This is a genomic window from Mesorhizobium sp. ES1-6 (assembly GCF_020164775.1).
Classification (GTDB): domain Bacteria; phylum Pseudomonadota; class Alphaproteobacteria; order Rhizobiales; family Rhizobiaceae; genus Mesorhizobium.
The window spans coordinates 81,552-98,102 of the sequence record NZ_JAIUGU010000017.1 but is presented as its reverse complement, the minus strand read 5'-3'; the positions used below and the strand labels follow the sequence as shown (position 1 = coordinate 98,102).

The window sequence follows — 16,551 nt, the reverse complement described above, 5'->3', positions numbered from 1 at the left end:
CATTGCGGCCGTTGCGGCGCTTGACCTTGGCGGCTGCCGGGGCCACATGCCGGAGATGGAAACGCCGTTCTGGAAAACCAAGACGCTGGAAGCGATGAGCCCCACGGAGTGGGAATCGCTCTGCGACGGCTGCGGCAAATGCTGCCTGTCGAAGCTCGAGGACGAGGATACCGGTGAAATCTACTGGACCAGCGTCGGTTGCCGGCTGTTCGACGCCGAGAGCTGCCGTTGCGCCGACTATGCCAACCGGCTGGCGCGCGTTCCCGATTGCGTCGGGCTGACGCCGCGGAATGTGCGCACCATCAGCTGGCTGCCCAGCACCTGCGCCTACCGGCTGGTGGCCGAGGGCCGCGACCTCTACTGGTGGCACCGCCTGGTCTCGGGCAGTGCCGAGACCGTGCATGAGGCCGGCATCTCGATGCGGGGCCGGGTCAAGGCGAGCGAGACGGAGTTGGCCGAACCCGAGGACTATTTTGACTATATGCTCGACGACGAGCCCTGAGGCAGACATCCTCCGCAGTTGCGGGCGAAGATCGCTGCTTTCGGGGGAACCCGGCTCGGGGACAAGGCGTTTGGCGCGATACTGTTCAATATCGGCGAAAGAATTGGAACGGCGAAAGATTTAGGCCGGCGAGGAATTTGCGGATGGCCGGCGATTTGCCCCGTTGGCGCCACATGAACCGCGGATGAACGGCGAGTTCGTAAATAGTTCAGACAGGCCAGTGCATTCTCCCGCTATCGGTTTCACGAGGAGGGGCGCAAGCCCGCAACAAGGAGAGAGAACCATGTACAACACCATCAAGACGGCAGCGCTTTCGGCTCTGGTCGGCCTCGGCACGCTGGCGGCCATGCCGGCCCATGCCGACAGCCTCTACCTCGGCTTCGGCAACAACCAGGATCCTCGCTTCGGCGTCTATGCCGGCGACGATGGCTATCGCCACCGCCGGGACGAGCGTCGCGACGACTGGCGCCGGGGCTGCTCGCCGGACCGCGCCCTCGACAAGGCCGAGCGCATGGGACTGCACCGTGCCCGCATCGTCGATGTCAACCGCCGCGTGATCAAGGTGGTGGGCCGTCAATATGGCGACCGTGTCGTCGTCGTGTTCGCCAACGAGCGCGGTTGCCCGGTCATCAACCGCTGAGGCTTTTCCGGCCGTCAAGATCGGTTAGCGGCATGATCCTCTGCGAGGATTAGCCTGAAGGCATGATCTTCTGCGTCGGTCTGTCTGGAGGCATAATCCTCTGCGAAGATCAGCCTGGAGTAGTAGAGCCCCTGTCTGCCGGATGGGCGCGGCTCGAAAAAACCCCGCGGGAGCGATCCCGCGGGGTTTTTCATGGGAGCCAAGGGCTGACCGATGACCGGCGGGACCGGCCATCGGCTCAACCGGTTATTTCAGTTCGCCAATCATTTGAGTTCGAAGGTAACGGTGACCTGCACATTGTAGGCGTTCTCGCCGGCCTGCACGGGTGCCGCCCCGGCCGCGGCGTCGAAGGCCTTGGCGTTGATCGGCATCGGCGCCGGCCTGATGTTCTGGTCCGTGATCTCGAGCACCCGGCCGAGGCTGACGCCGGCCGCCTCGGCCAGCGTCTTGGCCTTGGCCATGGCGTCGGCGACGGCCTTCTTGCGCGCCTCGGTGACGGTCGCCGCCGGATTGTCATTGGTGAAGGCGATGCCGCCGCCCTGGTTGACGCCGAGCGACACCGCCTTGTCGAGGACCTCGCCCGTCTTATCGACGTCGCGCACGCGCACCGAAAGCGTGTTGGTCACCTGATAGGCGACGAGTTCGGCCCCCTGGCTGCCGTCCGGCTTGTTGGTGTAATTGTAGCGGGGGTTGATCTGAATGCCCGCGGTCTGCAGGTCGCGATCCTGGATGCCGGCGGCCTTCATCGCGGCGATCACGGCGGCCATGGCGTCATTGTTGGCGTCGAGCGCGGCGCGCGCCGTCTTGGCTTCGCGCATGACGCTGAGCGTCAGGACCGCCAGGTCGGGAGCCACGGTCGCTTCGCCTTCACCCGAAACGATGATACGGGGCGGCGTCGGCAGATCGGTGGCTCCAGCCATCGCCGGAAAAGCGATTGCAGCGGCGAGCGCGAGGGGCAAAACATATCTGGTCATGAAAATCTCCTTGGTCCGCGATCAAGTCGCAGGGGTCGCGTAGAGCGCGATTATGGGATGATTTGGGCGATCTGCGAAAGCCCGCGGTAAAGCCTTGTGCCGCGATGCGAAAAACATTAATCCAGCCCGCGTGGGGCCTGTAGCTCAATGGTTAGAGCCGGCGGCTCATAACCGCTTGGTTGGGGGTTCGAGTCCCTCCGGGCCCACCATTGTAACTATTTATCAATGACTTATGTGGTGGTTCGCCACGAGGTTCGCCTACAGGTTCGCCAAGCATCGGCTTGCGCGTCACGAGACGCACGACTCGATCCATCCCCTGGACCGCCAGCCGTACCTGCGATGCCTCGCGCGAATAGAGCTCCGCATGATCGATATCGTCGTGCCCTAGTACGTCCATGAGCTGTCTTGTTGAGGCCTCGGCCTCCGCCAGATAAACACCGAGCGACTTCCTCAGACCATGTAGGGTCAGACCCTTCGGAAGACCGGCAAGCTTGCACCAATGCGCCATCATCCCAGTCAGTGACTTGGCGGAGAAGGGCTCACCATAGCCGTTGACCAGAACGGTCTCGCCGCGCCTGTCGGCTGCATCAAGGATCTCAGACAGCATCGGTGTGATCGGCACGAAAAGCCGTTTGCCACCTGTTCGTCCCTTGTTCTTGGCCTGAACGATATCAAATCCGTCGAGATGACGCTCGACACCATCGATGAAGACACTGCGGGTGACCCGCTGATCCCAGCGCAGGCCCGCGACGTCGCCGCGGCGATTGCCGAGCCAAAGCGCCAAACCGTAGCAAGTGCGTGCTGCGGTGCCGAGCTGCCAACGGTTTTCGAATTGCGCCATCGCTTCGCGCGACCAGGCTTTCCAACCGGCATAGGCGGGCCGCCATTCGACCGCCGCAGTCGGATCGATTTCGATCCAATCTTGCCGCAGGCCGACATAGACCAGCTTGCGTATGCCCACCAGCAGGTGCTTGGCCTTGTGGGGCGTGGCGATGAAGCGGCCAAGAAGCTCTTCAATATGGATACGTCTAAGGTTCTTAACCGCTACATCCCGCCACATGAGCGGGTGATCAGGGACTACTCGTAGTTCCAGAAATTCTTCGATCAGCCGCGTGTTCTTGCACTTGCTGGCTTCGTCAAGCGCCAACCACTTGACTGAGATCTTCAAGCGTTGAAAGGCCGCTCCGAATGTGCAGGGCAGGGCCGCTCCGGGCAGAAGGACGACGGGAGCCTTGGGAACCTTCCGGCCTTCGACCGCTGCTTGGTAGGCCTCCTTGAATCCCGGCTGATTGGGAGCTGGCAGACTAACCACACGCTCCTTCGTCCGATAGCGCCAGCGAACTTTGCCGTGTCGGTCGGTGTAGGAGGAGAGGCCGGGATATTTGTCGGTCATGATAGAATGAATCTATTCCCTGCGATGATTCCCTTGCAACAGGAAGTCGACGATATTCTCGTCATCGTCTCCCGGCAGATCGCCAAAGGCCGCTTCGAGTTTGAGCCGATCCCAAATCACGCGGCCGTCGACTTTCTTCGGCTTCGGCATGCGGCGATCACCAACCATTTGGTCGAATTTGGTTATGCCCACGCCAACATATCGGGCGGCTTCTTCGCGTGAGAGACCGCGAGGAGGATAGGAGAGGGTGTCGCTTTTCATGACCTCTGCCTCGGTATGTGTCCGCCTGTGCGCGGATTTGCGTTCCGAGATCAGGATCTAGATTGTATTGGTCACCGTCGAAAGGGCGCTGATCCAGCTGTGCGGTAAATTGCGGTCAGGACGTATAAATAGGATGGTTGTGTGAGTTCGGGGGTTCGAGTCGAGAGAGCGCTACCAACCCCTGTCCGTTCGAGGATTGGCCTACGCGGCTTCACTCCAACATCGCGCGCCACTGTCCCGGCGAGCGGCCACCCCATCGTGTCGAAGGGCTCCTGGCTATCGCCTCGCAACATCTCCGTTTCGTCCCATCTTTTCGGCCAACGCATCGGCCTTATGCGCGTGACGATTGGTTAGCTCGCTTGCAACGATACTTATCCCATCCATTTCAACGCGGAATGCCTCGACACACGCGTGCGGCGAAGGCGTGCAGTCGCGTGCCAACAGGACGGTTTGCTCAGGGATTAGATGGGTGCCGACGATTGCCGGATAGGCTGAATAAACAGCGGCGGGGTAGCGGAGATTCGTGGCAGGGCATATGCGAATGCCTTAGGTATCTGCGGCGTCCTTTTTCGGTTTCGTATTGCCTTTGTACGAGGCTGCTTTTATTCCAAACGCAGTCGGAGGGCTCACTATGGCGCGAAAGAAAAAAGAACCACCAGTTCGATTCTTCACGGCCGACGGCGTCGAGGTGGAAACCATCCTCGATTTGGCCGGCCCTCACAAGGATGAACTGGTGAAACGATTCGTTGCGGCGCTGGCGCGAGACGCGGCGAGGCGGGATTTTCTCGCCGAGCGTGACCTAGTCCCGCGTTACACCTAACGGGCCGTCCCCGGATTCGTTCAGAATGCGGGGTTGCCGTTCAACGCGCGTGAGCCGTGTTGCCTCCGAGAGGAGCGTCCATTCCTCCTCTTCGTTTATGGGTTCAGCAGACCACACGAGAACATCGACGGATATGGGCTGGCGAACCGGGCGCTAAATTCCTTGATTTTCTATTGAAAGTCCTGTCCCTCCGCGCCTAAGATAGTCCTTGTCCGGCAATGGGTTACGAAGCAGTTCGACTAAGTCGATTCAAGAAGCCGGTCCAGTCATTCGCCCATCCTCCCTTTTTTGTCTTCCGCGAATGGCAGCTTTGCGCCCCATATCGGATGCCGAGGTAGGCTTCGCCTGCTTACAACTGTCGAAAATGCGGCTATCGGTTATCGTGCGCCGCGCTTGCTCGGAGCAGCTATTTTCACTTGCCGACGCGTCCGACCGAAGCATTGCCCAGCGGTGCTATCCGATGTCCCTCTAGCGGATTGACGGCGTCCTCTATCTGGCGAACTTCGGATTGCAGCAGCGCAAGCAAATCCCGGATCCGCTCATTCGGGAGCCTGGAACTCGTCATGTTGATGGCTATTGCCGCCACGGCATCGCGGCCCTGCGGCAGGATCGGAATCGCCATGGCCGATATGCCTGCTACCAGTCCGTCCTGGTCAATCGCGAAGCCATTTTCACGCACACTGGCCAGGGCCTTTCTTATGTGCTCTGCCGACAGGCCTCTGTAGGTTTCGTAGCGAGAGGCGTTGGCTTTGATGATGGCTTGCGCCTCGGCTTCCTCCAGGAAGGCCAATATCGCAAGGCTGGCCGGACCGACCCCCAAGGGGATTTGCCCGCCGACATAGCCCGTCAGACTATCGAGAACGTAGGTGCCTTCCTGGCGATCGACACAGATTGCATTGAGGCCGGCCCGTGCCATCAGAAAGACAGTGTCATGGGTCTCGGCCGAAAGCCGCACAAGTGCCGGGCGCGCCAGTCGGCGCAATCCTGTCCCGTCGGCTGCCGTCGCCCCCATCGCGAACAAGGCGAGGCCAAGTCGATAGCGCTTGGTGTTCACTTCGCGGTCGATGAGACCATGACGCTGAAGCGCCGTGACGATCCGATGCGTTGTCGACTGTTTGAGCTGCAGGGCCTCGCCGATCGAAGCCATCGATGCACCTTGCTGGCCGACGTCGCCGAGATACCTCAGAACGCCGACCGCCCGATCGAGAAGCTGCGTTCCCGTGGCATTGTCGCCTTCTTCCTTCGTCTCCCGCATCTCATTCCTACCGGTGGTTCACGAGGCCTTCATTGGTGTTGCCCGGCGCGTCCGCTGTGCCGTCCGGGCAACATTCGACCCGTCCTCCCATAGCTTGAAACAGGTTATCTGTCTCGTCTCCGGCGCCGAAGCTCAACAAGGCGGTCCTTAGCCGGGCAGCGTCGGAAGCGCTCATCCGCCCGTGTGCGAGCGCATTGAATTTGTCAATGAGATCCTGATCGGACAGCGGGTTCGACGGCTCGCCTTTCGGGGCGTCGAGATACAGACAATCGGTTTGTCCGCGATATCTGATTTCAACACTGGCCGGCGTCTCGCCCGGAAACAAGGGATCGAGGTCGGGTTGATGATGAAGAACGATGCGATGAGCCAGCGTCGTCACCCATGGGGAGTGGAGGAACTCTTCGGTCATTGGCAGCAGCGCCTGCTTGCCATGGGTCAAAGCGAGCGCGACCGAAAAAGGAATGCTGTATTGGGCAGCGTGAATGGAGCTGGGATCCGGCTGGTTGAGAAGGGTCAATGCGCGCGCGAACAGGCCGATGTTGATGCCGTCGATCTCGCGCGCGTCAACGCGTCCTCTTGCCTGCAGGGCCAGCGCGGCGTCGACCGGCGCGTGTGCCCACCGGCAAGCACTGTATATCTTGAAGTAGTTGCGTTCGATCTCCCACCGAACGCCGAGATCCTTTGTCAGGCGCTGCTGGTCGTATCGGCCAGGATCATCAAGCAGGTCGACAGGCCCCGTGTATCCTGCTTGCGCAAGGTCGACGGCGGTCAACGCGGCGGCCGTCGCGAAGGGAATGCCCTCCTTCACGACGTGCCCTAGCTTCGTCCAGCCTGTCGCGGCCTGGCTGCTCGCCGTGTGGCCGGCGATCGCCATGGCATGCGCGATTTTGTCCGCGGGAAGGCCGCGTAGCCAGCCGCAGGCGGCCGCCACGCCATAGCCGCACCACCTGCCGGTATCAGTTGTGCGGATGGAATTGATGTCCCTGGCTGCCGCGATGCGCAGTGCGGCCTCATAACCAAGAGCTATAGCCGACAGTATCCGATCCGGACCGGCCTTCACCATCCGCGCGACCGTCAGCACGGCGGGGACGATCGCCGCACCAGGGTGGCCAGCGGCGGCGCGATGCCCATCGTCGATATCCAGCATCGAGGCATAGGCTGCATTGACGAAGGCGGCGCCAGGGGGCGTGAGGCGCGTGTTGCAAAACCACACCTGGGCTTTGCCTTCTCCCCAGGACATCGTGGCTCCCGCCAAGGTCGCGACGCCACCTTGCGTGGCCGCGCCGGCCAGCGCTGCGCCGACGGTGTCGAGAAGCACACGCCTGGCGGCGAGCTTCACGCGGGAAGGAGTGTCTTCGACCGAAACGACGAAGGCGGCGATCTCGTTTGCGCGATGCATGCTAGTCCTCTTCAAGGCTGCTGAAGAGGATTTAGCACAATATCCGCATTATGGAAGCCTTTTCGTATTGACATCCATATTATGGATATATATGCAGAATGGAACTGAGAACACTGTGCGATGGGAACCGCACCAAAAAATGCAAGCCGCCGGCAACGGGATCCACACTCAAGGATTGCCGGGCGGCGCGCACGAGGTCGCACTGGATCGCGAAAGGTCGCGGGTCGTGGCACGCGATCGCCTCAATAAGAGTGGAACGAAAGGTGGAGATGAAAATGAGAATGAAAAAAATCACGCGCAAACTGGGCGTGGTGTGCGCAATGCTGGGTGCGGTTCTTGCATCGCCCGTCGCCGCTTCCGCGGCCGATTTCAAAACCGTCGAGCCTGGGGTGCTGGCCGTCGCCATCACGGGCGATATGCCGGGTCTTGTCGAACGCGGCGGCAAGCTTGTCGGCTATGACGGCGAAATCCTGCAAATCGCCGCCGATCATCTGGGCCTGAAAGTCAAAGCAGTGCCGACGGAATGGAGTGGGGCGATCGCTGCCGTACAATCCGGTCGCGTCGACATCATCGGCGGCAATGTCGCCTGGACTCCTGAACGAGCCAAGGCCTTGGCGCTCACAGATCCTACCGGCTATTTCCAGAACGGTGTCACGCAGAAGTCCACGTCCCAGTGGCACACGCTGAAGGACCTGGAAAACCGCAAGGTAGGTTCGATGACGGGCTTTTCCTTTCTTCCGGAACTGCGAAAGATCCCGGGCCTGGAGCTTTCCCTTTATGACAGTTCCGACGCGGCACTGCGCGATCTGATGAACGGTCGCGTCGAGGCGGTGGTCGGCGATCCGCCGGTCATCAATTACGGCATTTCCCAGAACCCGGGTTGGGGTCTCGCCAATTTGCCCTTCACCGACAACAACCCCGATTTTCCGCTGCTGACCAGCGTTGGGCGACAATACGTCTTTGGCCTCAGCAAGGAAAATCAGGCGCTGGCCGACGCCATCAGCCGAGAGATCGACAAGCTCTGGCAGAGCTGCGACGTCAGGAAGATAGGCGCCAAATACGGCGTGACAGGCGACGCCGAATACATGCCTTCACCCGACAATTTCCGTGTCGGCGCCGATCGCGCGCAGGGCTGGGCGCCGCCCACTTGCGGCAAGTGACTTTGCCCGGCGGCCGGCGGAGTGGAGCACACTCCCTTCGGCGGTCGCCTTTCTTCCTGGGAGGAATGCCGCAATGCTCAAGACGCCGATCCTGACCGTCAGGAACCTCAACAAGTCCTATGGTGCGCTCGAGGTGCTGAAGGATGTGTCCTTCGACTTGCAGCGTGGCGAGCGCCTGGCGATCATCGGGCCCAGCGGATCGGGCAAGTCGACCTGCTTGCGGGCCATCAACTATCTCGATCCCCCAGGCGGCGGTGAGATCCGGCTGGATGACGAACCTATCGGTGTCAGCTTAAAGCGCGACGGCAGCAAGCGGCCGATGAGCGATCGCGAGCTGGCTCCGCAGCGGGCCGAAGTCGGGATGGTTTTCCAACTCTTTCATCTGTGGCCGCATCTGACAGCCCGGGAAAACGTGGCTCTCCAGCCGCGAAAAGTGCAAGGCCTCTCGGTTCGTCAAGCCAACGACCTTGCCGAGGCCATGTTGGACAAGGTCCATCTTGGACATAAGATAAACGAATTCCCCGGGCGACTGTCGGGCGGCCAACAGCAGCGCGTAGCGATCGCCAGGGCGTTGGCGCAAAAACCGAAGCTAATGCTTTTCGATGAGCCAACCTCGGCGCTTGATCCCGAGCTTGTAGGCGAGGTGCTTAATGTCATTCACGAACTCGCCCAGGAAGGTCGCTCGATGGTGCTGGTCACGCATGAGATCGCCTTTGCACGTCGCATGGCAGATCGTGTCATCTTCATGGACGGCGGCGTCGTCGTGGAGCAAGGACCCCCCTCGCAGGTGCTCGACAATCCCAAAGAGCCTCGCTTGCGCAGGTTTCTGTCACTGGTGTCTCAGGTAGAGGTAGCGGGGTGAACATCGAGACCGTCGGCCAGATTTCCCAGGCACTTCTTACAGGATGCCTGGTCACGCTTGAGGTCTCGGCCGGTGCCTTGGCGTTAGCGGTCATCTGGGGCGGCTTGCTGGCAAGTGTCCGCTTCCTCAAGCCCAGCCGGCTATTGGATGTGACAGTCTCGGCCTATGTTGAGCTATTCCGGAACATCCCGACGCTAACCCATTTGTTCATCATCTATTTTGGGCTCGCCTATTTCGGGATAACCCTTCCGTCCCTGGCCGCCGCCATACTCGGTCTTGGGTTGATCGGCGGCGCCGTGATGACGGATGTCTTCCGGGCGGGCTTCCAGGCCGTGCCAAAAGGCCAGACGGAAGCAGCACTTGCAGCCGGTCTTCCCCCGCTCCTGGCCTTCAGGCTTGTCGTCTTCCCCCAAGCGCTGCGTATCATCCTGCCGCCGATGGGAAATTATGCCGTCGGACTGGTGAAGGACACTTCGCTGGTCGCGGCGATCTCTGCTCCGGAAATCATGTTCAACGCTCGCCAGATCGTCAATGTCTCGTTCGAGACCGGGCTCGTCTATGGAATTGCCGCGCTTATCTATCTGGTGCTGACCTTCGGTCTCACCGCGGTCTTCGCCCTCCTGGAGAGAAAGGCGGCTTACGGACAATGATCGCATTCTTCGAGACAATCGCTTCGAATTGGCCGGACTGGTGGCCTCGCCTTCGCGATGCCGCGTGGGTGACCATCTATGTCACGGTTATTTCCTTCATCCTTGCCTTCGTGGTGGGGCTCGCTCTCGAATTTCTCCGCACGCGCCGCAGCGCTGCATTGCGCAGGGCGGCCGGCGTCTACATCCTTGTTCTACGTGGCGTCCCCATTCTCGTCGTTCTCTATCTGCTCTATTTCGCCCTGCCACAGGCTGGCATCGTCCTGAACGCAATCTTTGCCGGGATACTGGGCCTCGGCGCGGTGCACGGAGCCTATCTCGCCGAGGTTTTCCGCGCCGGTCTAAGGACGGTCGCGCCCGGGCAGCGCGAGGCAGCTCTGGCAGTTGGATTAACGCCGCTTCAGACCTTTGTCCTCATCCTCTTTCCCCAAGCGATCCGCGTCGTGCTCCCACCCCTCCTGATCAGCCTGATCTCGCTTCTCAAGGACAGTGCGATCTGTGCGCTCATCGCCGTGCCGGAACTGACTCTCACGGCGCGCGCGATCATGGCGGAGACCTTCCTGCCTATGCATGTCTTTATCCTGGTCGGAGCCTTCTATTTTGGCATTGCGTTCCCCGCCTCGCTTTTCGTTCGGTCGCTCGAGAGGAGATTGCGACAGGGTCGGGTGGCCAAAGAACGCGCGAGCTCCGGAAATCTTGCCACGGTCAGGGAGGCTTAGGGCTGCGTGATGACACGGCCAACTCGTCGGAACTCGAGCCAGCACCCCCCTGCGACTGCGGCCGGTTCGGCCAAGGCCGCCGTCTTCGACGATCGGTTTGTGGAAATCGCGACGCATGGGATGAATACATGACCGGCGGCGCCGCTGCGCTCCGTCCCGACGTCAGAGCAAGAGGCAGCGAACATGCTCGGTGCGAACCGGATCAACACCTACTGCCGTATTATCCTCGTGGACGCGGTGGTCGGCAATCAAGGGTCGGCACTTTTGCGAAAGCGAGAAGAAGGTATGCCCTATGACCTTTGACCCATTCTGGACAATCGAGGAATTGTCGGCCCGCTTCGCCCGGCGGGAACTCTCGTCCCTCGAAGCCACGACCGAGCTAATTAGGCGCATCTCGATCCTGGACGGGAAATTGCATGCTTTTCGCGCGATAGACGAGGATGGCGCGCTGACAAGCGCGAGGGCAGCCGACGAGGCAAGAGTCAAATCGGCGTCTACGTCCCCGCTGCTCGGCGTGCCAATGGCCGTAAAGGACATATTCGACCAGGCCGGCCGCCCGACGCTCGCCGGATCCAATGCTCTCGATGACCGCGTGCCAGGCCGATCTGCAAACGCGGTCGAGAAGCTCGATACCGCCGGCATGGTCGCGGTCGGTCGCACCAACATGGTCGAATTCGCTTACGGAGGATGGGGGACGAACCCGGTTCAAGGCGCGCCATGCAATCCCTGGGGAATGCGCGACCATGTCGTTGCCGGCGGCTCCAGCAGTGGTTCAGCGGTCGCGGTCGCAGCTGGGTTTGTCCCGGCCGCTTTGGGAACCGACACCGGCGGCTCAATCCGCACCCCTGCTGCCTGGTGCGGCATCGTCGGCCTCAAGACATCCGTTGGCCTGGTGGGCCGTGGCGGGGTCGTGCCGTTGTGCCCGACGCATGACAGCGTTGGGCCGATGGCCCGCACTGTCCGCGACGCCGCGCTTTTGCTGCAGGCCATGCTCGGTACCGACGGCCGCGACGCCGCCACCTGGCACGTGCCGTTCATAAGCCCCTTGGCCGGCATCGAGGACGGCGTGAAGGGCCTGCGGATAGGGATCCTTGCGGAACGCGATCTGGAAGGCGTCGAGCCCGACATCCGCATGTTGCACGATCGCGCCATTGCCGATCTGACCACGCTGGGCGCCGAGTTTCACGAGATCGCGCTGCCTCTGTCCATGAGCGAATATCTGGGCAGCGGTGGCGACATAATGAGCGTGGAAAGCTATGCCCTGCTTGGCGATTATGTCGAGCGTCCGGACAAATTGGTGGACCCGGTCATTGCCGCACGCATTGCCCGGGGTCGCGAGATCAGCGGCGCGGCCTACTATCGGCTCCTTGAGACCCGTCGCCTGGCCCAGGTCGCCTTCCACGAGGCTGTGGCCGGATTTGATGCGCTTGTTGCACCCGGTTCGCACCGAAGCCCGGTGCCGCTTGCACAGGTCGATGAAAACCAGCCTCCGAACCATTTCGGAAGGATGGTGAACTACCTTGACCTGGCGAGCTTGGTGATCCCTGTCGGATCGACCGCAAGCGGGCTGCCGGCCGGTCTTCAGATCATTGTCAGGAAATTCGATGACGCGCTGGCGCTGCGCATCGGGCGAGCGCTCGAACGTGAGCGCGGCGGCTTGTTCGTGTCGCCACACGGGTTGAATGCCGCATGAACCTTATGACCGAATGCCTCTGCCGGCAACCATCTCGGCCCCGGCGGGGCCGAACCGATCGGAGCAGGCCATCCGCAAAATCCGTGGCGACTGAGCTTGCCGCCCGACAGCAACTGAAAAGACCAACCAGCAAGGTTAGACGCATGAAGAAGCTGATCAACAGTCCCGACAATTACGTCGATGAGGCGCTGGCAGGCATGAGCCTGGCTTATCAGGGTGTCTACAAGATTACCGGCGCCAACGGTCGCGTCGTTGAGAGAGCCCGAAGGAAGCCCGTCGGAAAGGTTGGCGTGGTTTCAGGCGGTGGTTTCGGTCACTTGCCGTTGTTTGCCGGATATGTGGGAGAAGGATTGCTGGACGCCTGCGCGGTCGGACACGTGTTCGCCGGGCCATCGCTCGACGACGTGTCGGAAAGCCTGAAAGCCGCCGATCGTGGCGCCGGCATCCTGTCGGTTGTCGGCAACTATGGCGGCGACACCATGGTGTTCGGCATGGCCAACGACATGCTCGCGGCCGAGAGCAAGGAATGTGCCGCCGTGATCGTGGCCGATGATGTCGCTAGCGCGGACAAGGACCAGGCCGAAAAGCGTCGCGGCGTGGCCGGGATCGTGTTTGCGTTCAAGGTCGCCGGAGCCGCTGCTGAACGCGGACTGAGCCTGGGGGAGGTCAAAGCCGTGACTGAAAGGGCCATGGCCGGCTGCCGCTCGATCGGAGTGGCACTATCCGCCTGCACGGTGCCACAAGCCGGCGAACCGACTTTCGAACTCCCGGATGACGCCATCGAAATGGGCATGGGTATCCACGGCGAAAGGGGCCTGTGGCGCGGCGCGCTGAAATCCGCCGACGCAATCGCCGAAGAGATGGTCGAGCGCCTGCTGGCCGACCTTGAACCCGCTGCGGGGACCAGGCTCGCGGTGCTGGTCAACAGCCTTGGCGCGACACCTCTGGAGGAACTCTACATCCTCTACCACAAAGTGGCCCAGCTGCTTGAGGCACAGGGTTTGAAGATCGCTTATTCGCTTGCAGGCGAGTATGCGACATCAATGGAGATGGTGCGCATCGGTCAGCGTTATGGAGGTCGACGACGAGTTGCTCGCCCTGTTGAATGCCCCGACGCAATGTCCGTTTTGGAGGGCGTGATGGCGATCGCCTTTACCGGAACGGACATCGGCGCCGCCACGCTTCGCGCCGCACGGGCGCTTATCGAGACCAAGGATAGGTTCAACAAGCTCGATGCCGTGGGCGGCGACGGCGACATGGGCACCACGCTGGCTACGGTCTCGCAGGCCTTGCTTGCCGACCAGGCGCCTTACCCTACGGACGTCGGCGAGAGCCTGATGCGAATTGCCAAAACGATTTCGAGGACCTCGGGGTCAAGCCTTTCCGCGGTGGTCCTGACCGGACTTGTCGCACTTGGAAAGGCTTGGTCTTGCAGATCGGAGGTCGGCTGGATCGAACTGGCGCCTGCGTTGTCGAATGCGTTGGAGATCATGCAAGCGAGGTCCAAGGCCAGACTTGGCGACAAGACAGTGCTGGACGGGGTTGAGCTGATCGCGAGAAGCGTTGCCGGTCTCTCGACCATGGACGAGGTGGGTTCCGCCGCGCGGCATGCGACGGCTCGGGCGCTGGCTGAGTTTCGCGGTAGCCCCGCAGTGATAGGCAGGCTGCGGCTCGAGCCCTCCAAGGGGATCGGGGCCGACGATCCGGGCATGGTCGCGCTGCAGGTCGCGGTGTCGGCGATGGCGGCCCATACCTCTGTTGGCGCCGCGGGCGGCTCCGACCGGTAACCGACCAACCACTGGGACTTTCAACTTTTCTCATCGGGTAAATCCAACGCCAATGCCAATGCCCTTCAGAGCAGATGTCGTCGTCGTGGGCGCAGGCATCATCGGAACCGCCGCGGCCCTGTTCCTCGCCAAACGTGGATTGTCGGTTGTTGTGTGCGAAAAAGGACATGTCGCTTGCGAGCAGTCCAGCCGCAATTGGGGCTGGGTGCGCAAGATGGGGCGCGATCCCGCCGAGATACCCCTCTCGATCGCCAGTGCCAGGCTATGGTCGGAAATGAACACGCTGACCGGGGCTGAAACAGGGTTCCGCCAGACCGGCATTTATTATCTGTGCAAGGAAGAGAAGGACGTCCAGAAATACGAGCAATGGCTGACTTTTGCCAAGGCACATGATCTGGACTCTTCCATGGTCGATCGAAGTGCCTTGAAAGAGTGCTTCCCGACGTTGAAGGGCCGCTGGGAGGGTGCGCTCTACACGAAAACCGATGGACGCGCCGAACCATCTCTGGCGACAAACGCAATCGCGACCGCGCTGCGCGCCAGCGGCGGCCAGATCATCGAGAATTGTGCGGTGCGTTCGATTGAGACTGCCGCAGGCGCGGTTCATTCCGTCGTGACTGAACATGGTGAGATACGCTGCGACACAGCGGTGCTGGCGACAGGCGCCTGGACGAGGCTGTTTTGCGGAAATCTTGGGATCGATTTTCCGCAGCTGAAAGTGATCGGCTCGGTCATGCGCACCAACCCATTGGATGGGCCGCCTGAATGCTCGGTCGCGGGGCAGGACTTTGCCTTCCGCAAGCGGCTGGATGGTGGCTATACGATCGCCCAGAAGAATGCCAACATTGCCCAGATCGTTCCCGACAGCTTCCGTTTGTTCTTCCGCTTTCTGCCTGCCTTCCGGTCGGAAGGCAACGAGATACGGCTTCGCTTTGGCCGTCACTTTTTCACGGAAATGGGCATCCCCAAGAAGTGGCGGCCGGATCAGGTCACCCCTTTCGAAATCACCCGTATGCTCGATCCGAAGCCTTCCGCAAAGATCCTCGCCGAAGGGCTGCGAAACCTGACACAAGCCTTTCCCGAGTTCGCCAATGCCACACTCAAGGACAGCTGGGGATGCGCGATCGATGTCACCCCGGACGCGGTGCCCGTGATTGACAGGGTTGACGAGGTTCAGGGCTTAGTAATTGCCAGCGGTTTCTCGGGCCACGGATTCGGCATTGGACCCGGGGCGGCGTATCTGATCGCAGATTTGGTCACGTCCGAAAAGCCTATCGTGTCCCCCGAACCGTTCAAATTAGCGCGGTTGCGCGGGAAGGCCATGTCGGGTCAATAGACAATGGTGTGCATCCTCGCCTTTCCCGCCCTCAGAGGCATCTTGCTGTGCTGCAATCGCCGAAGGGCTGCCGTCATTTACCAACTCCGATCTGGAATGGCTGATGATCGACTCGACCATTACCGCTAGACTAGGAGCCCTTACCGGTCGGTTCGCCAGACCATACGAGATCATACGAAGGGTATGGGTTGGCTAACCATCCTGTAGACCATTGATTTTCCTTATAAATCCCACACCCTCCGCGAGTAACATAACTGTTGTTCGTCAATGGGTTACGAAGCGGTTCGCCCAAATTGATTCAAGAAGCTGATGTAGCCACTCGCTGACCGCATTTATCCTTCAACCGATTGGCAGCTTCGCGCCCACTTTCGGTCAACGCGAGGCCTTTCGCGATTACCCCGAAGCAGACGTTCAAGGCTGCTTACGGTCGCTCAATTCAAGACGCAGAAAGGCAACGAGTCACCCCTGCTGCCCGGTCCGTTAGTTTGTCGTCCATCTGTGTGATCTCGGCCGCCTAAGGCGGGCGGGTGCGCCCTCTGCCCGTGTGACTCGCTATACCGCATCTCTTCAACGAAGGCGGAAAACGCCGGAGAGTTCTGCTTCCGGCTGGGATAATACAGGTGGTAGCCCTCGTAGGACGGGCACCATTCGGCTAGGACCTCAGCCAGCCTTCCGCTCGCGATGTGGGGAGCGGCCAACTCGAACGGCAAGAAGCCGAGACCGATTCCGTCATCGCCAAGTGCCGTTTCGAGGAATGACGATTGTCAAGCCGACGCTGAGCAGCTCGCCCATTTCAGCAACTGGCGAGCCTGACTTTGCCTCGGTGATCCCCTGGACCATGAAGGTCAGGCTGACGAGGCGCGTAACCAGCCGTCAGCCTGGCAGTGCCGAGTACGTCATACATCGTGGTGACCGGAAAAGGGGGCCGCAAATTCGCAACTTGGGCAACCGATACGAAAATGGTGGTTCCTGCCTTTTTCTCTGCGCCTAGAGATGAGCATGTTCTTGGTGGAAATTCGATATCGCAAAATCTCCGCAACACTAACTGCTACTTTGAGCGATCGATATCTGCCTAATCCACGGTATCGCGGGAAAACCTCCTC

Annotated in this window: 16 protein-coding genes, 1 tRNA gene and 1 pseudogene; 12 read left to right on the top strand and 6 right to left on the bottom strand. The window is 60.9% G+C overall.

Features of this window, described 5'->3' with window-relative positions:
- Positions 1-55 precede the first annotated feature (55 nt).
- Positions 56-502, top strand: coding sequence for a YcgN family cysteine cluster protein (locus LB564_RS29280; RefSeq protein ID WP_140710049.1), 447 nt, complete (start codon positions 56-58; stop codon positions 500-502).
- A 283-nt stretch (positions 503-785) separates the two neighbouring features.
- Positions 786-1,142: a hypothetical protein gene (locus LB564_RS29275; protein ID WP_224542569.1), complete on the top strand. Its 357-nt coding sequence runs from the start codon at positions 786-788 to the stop codon at positions 1,140-1,142.
- Between the two features lie 263 nt (positions 1,143-1,405).
- Here the strand turns inward: LB564_RS29275 and LB564_RS29270 are convergent, their stop codons facing one another.
- On the bottom strand, positions 1,406-2,116 hold the full coding sequence (locus tag LB564_RS29270) for an SIMPL domain-containing protein (protein ID WP_224542568.1): 711 nt from the start codon (positions 2,114-2,116) through the stop codon (positions 1,406-1,408).
- A gap of 133 nt (positions 2,117-2,249) precedes the next feature.
- On the opposite strand from LB564_RS29270, the gene LB564_RS29265 reads away from it, so the two are divergent.
- Positions 2,250-2,325, top strand: a tRNA-Ile gene (locus LB564_RS29265).
- Positions 2,326-2,516: 191 nt separating this feature from the next.
- On the opposite strand, the pseudogene LB564_RS29260 reads toward LB564_RS29265, so the two are convergent.
- A pseudogene (locus LB564_RS29260) lies at positions 2,517-2,900 on the bottom strand (tyrosine-type recombinase/integrase); the annotation flags it as partial.
- On the opposite strand from LB564_RS29260, the gene LB564_RS29255 reads away from it, so the two are divergent.
- A complete protein-coding gene (locus LB564_RS29255; RefSeq protein WP_224542567.1) occupies positions 2,802-3,203 on the top strand; it encodes a hypothetical protein in 402 nt (133 codons plus the stop codon). The pseudogene LB564_RS29260 and the gene LB564_RS29255 sit on opposite strands and share 99 nt — an antisense overlap.
- A gap of 318 nt (positions 3,204-3,521) precedes the next feature.
- On the opposite strand, the gene LB564_RS29250 is transcribed toward LB564_RS29255, so the two are convergent.
- Positions 3,522-3,770: a hypothetical protein gene (locus LB564_RS29250; RefSeq protein ID WP_224542566.1), complete on the bottom strand. Its 249-nt coding sequence runs from the start codon at positions 3,768-3,770 to the stop codon at positions 3,522-3,524.
- A 631-nt stretch (positions 3,771-4,401) separates the two neighbouring features.
- Here LB564_RS29250 and LB564_RS29245 point away from each other — a divergent pair.
- Complete coding sequence (locus tag LB564_RS29245; protein ID WP_224542565.1) at positions 4,402-4,590, top strand: hypothetical protein; 189 nt, start codon at positions 4,402-4,404, stop codon at positions 4,588-4,590.
- A gap of 412 nt (positions 4,591-5,002) precedes the next feature.
- On the opposite strand, the gene LB564_RS29240 is transcribed toward LB564_RS29245, so the two are convergent.
- Positions 5,003-5,845 carry an IclR family transcriptional regulator gene (locus LB564_RS29240; RefSeq protein ID WP_224542564.1) on the bottom strand — a complete coding sequence of 281 codons (843 nt, stop codon included), beginning with the start codon at positions 5,843-5,845 and terminating at the stop codon, positions 5,003-5,005.
- A gap of 7 nt (positions 5,846-5,852) precedes the next feature.
- Positions 5,853-7,244, bottom strand: coding sequence for an MmgE/PrpD family protein (locus tag LB564_RS29235; RefSeq protein WP_224542563.1), 1,392 nt, complete (start codon positions 7,242-7,244; stop codon positions 5,853-5,855).
- Positions 7,245-7,519: 275 nt separating this feature from the next.
- Here LB564_RS29235 and LB564_RS29230 point away from each other — a divergent pair, with 275 nt between their 5' ends.
- The 7 genes from LB564_RS29230 to LB564_RS29195 all read left to right on the top strand — a co-directional run bounded on the left by LB564_RS29230 (position 7,520) and on the right by LB564_RS29195 (position 15,448).
- The gene (locus LB564_RS29230) at positions 7,520-8,404 is read left to right on the top strand and encodes a substrate-binding periplasmic protein (RefSeq protein WP_224542562.1); all 885 of its coding nucleotides are present in this window, start codon (positions 7,520-7,522) and stop codon (positions 8,402-8,404) included.
- A 73-nt stretch (positions 8,405-8,477) separates the two neighbouring features.
- The gene (locus LB564_RS29225) at positions 8,478-9,266 is read left to right on the top strand and encodes an amino acid ABC transporter ATP-binding protein (protein WP_263491593.1); all 789 of its coding nucleotides are present in this window, start codon (positions 8,478-8,480) and stop codon (positions 9,264-9,266) included.
- Positions 9,263-9,916 (top strand): amino acid ABC transporter permease, encoded by a 654-nt coding sequence (locus LB564_RS29220; protein ID WP_224542561.1) that lies wholly within the window; start codon positions 9,263-9,265, stop codon positions 9,914-9,916. Before LB564_RS29225 ends, LB564_RS29220 begins: the two co-directional genes overlap by 4 nt.
- Complete coding sequence (locus tag LB564_RS29215) at positions 9,913-10,632, top strand: amino acid ABC transporter permease (RefSeq protein ID WP_224542560.1); 720 nt, start codon at positions 9,913-9,915, stop codon at positions 10,630-10,632. The genes LB564_RS29220 and LB564_RS29215 overlap by 4 nt, the downstream gene beginning before the upstream one ends.
- Positions 10,633-10,924: 292 nt before the next feature.
- A complete protein-coding gene (locus tag LB564_RS29210) occupies positions 10,925-12,325 on the top strand; it encodes an amidase (protein ID WP_224542559.1) in 1,401 nt (466 codons plus the stop codon).
- Between the two features lie 143 nt (positions 12,326-12,468).
- A complete protein-coding gene (locus tag LB564_RS31680) occupies positions 12,469-14,112 on the top strand; it encodes a dihydroxyacetone kinase subunit DhaK (RefSeq protein WP_318012867.1) in 1,644 nt (547 codons plus the stop codon).
- Between the two features lie 58 nt (positions 14,113-14,170).
- Positions 14,171-15,448 (top strand): NAD(P)/FAD-dependent oxidoreductase, encoded by a 1,278-nt coding sequence (locus LB564_RS29195; protein WP_224542557.1) that lies wholly within the window; start codon positions 14,171-14,173, stop codon positions 15,446-15,448.
- 431 nt (positions 15,449-15,879) lie between these two features.
- On the opposite strand, the gene LB564_RS29190 is transcribed toward LB564_RS29195, so the two are convergent.
- Complete coding sequence (locus tag LB564_RS29190; RefSeq protein WP_224542605.1) at positions 15,880-16,173, bottom strand: LysR substrate-binding domain-containing protein; 294 nt, start codon at positions 16,171-16,173, stop codon at positions 15,880-15,882.
- Positions 16,174-16,551: the final 378 nt, after the last annotated feature.

Bases quoted from the DNA above. Each gene is read 5' to 3' on its own strand.
- LB564_RS29255 (WP_224542567.1), top strand. From the start codon at position 2,802: ATGACGCTCGACACCATCGATGAAGACACTGCGGGTGACCCGCTGATC.
- LB564_RS29245 (WP_224542565.1), top strand. From the start codon at position 4,402: ATGGCGCGAAAGAAAAAAGAACCACCAGTTCGATTCTTCACGGCCGAC.
- LB564_RS29215 (WP_224542560.1), top strand. From the start codon at position 9,913: ATGATCGCATTCTTCGAGACAATCGCTTCGAATTGGCCGGACTGGTGG.
- LB564_RS29250 (WP_224542566.1), bottom strand. From the start codon at position 3,770: ATGAAAAGCGACACCCTCTCCTATCCTCCTCGCGGTCTCTCACGCGAA.
- LB564_RS29280 (WP_140710049.1), top strand. From the start codon at position 56: ATGGAAACGCCGTTCTGGAAAACCAAGACGCTGGAAGCGATGAGCCCC.
- LB564_RS31680 (WP_318012867.1), top strand. From the start codon at position 12,469: ATGAAGAAGCTGATCAACAGTCCCGACAATTACGTCGATGAGGCGCTG.
- LB564_RS29195 (WP_224542557.1), top strand. From the start codon at position 14,171: ATGCCCTTCAGAGCAGATGTCGTCGTCGTGGGCGCAGGCATCATCGGA.
- LB564_RS29240 (WP_224542564.1), bottom strand. From the start codon at position 5,845: ATGCGGGAGACGAAGGAAGAAGGCGACAATGCCACGGGAACGCAGCTT.
- LB564_RS29275 (WP_224542569.1), top strand. From the start codon at position 786: ATGTACAACACCATCAAGACGGCAGCGCTTTCGGCTCTGGTCGGCCTC.
- LB564_RS29210 (WP_224542559.1), top strand. From the start codon at position 10,925: ATGACCTTTGACCCATTCTGGACAATCGAGGAATTGTCGGCCCGCTTC.
- LB564_RS29235 (WP_224542563.1), bottom strand. From the start codon at position 7,244: ATGCATCGCGCAAACGAGATCGCCGCCTTCGTCGTTTCGGTCGAAGAC.
- LB564_RS29225 (WP_263491593.1), top strand. From the start codon at position 8,478: ATGCTCAAGACGCCGATCCTGACCGTCAGGAACCTCAACAAGTCCTAT.
- LB564_RS29270 (WP_224542568.1), bottom strand. From the start codon at position 2,116: ATGACCAGATATGTTTTGCCCCTCGCGCTCGCCGCTGCAATCGCTTTT.
- LB564_RS29230 (WP_224542562.1), top strand. From the start codon at position 7,520: ATGAGAATGAAAAAAATCACGCGCAAACTGGGCGTGGTGTGCGCAATG.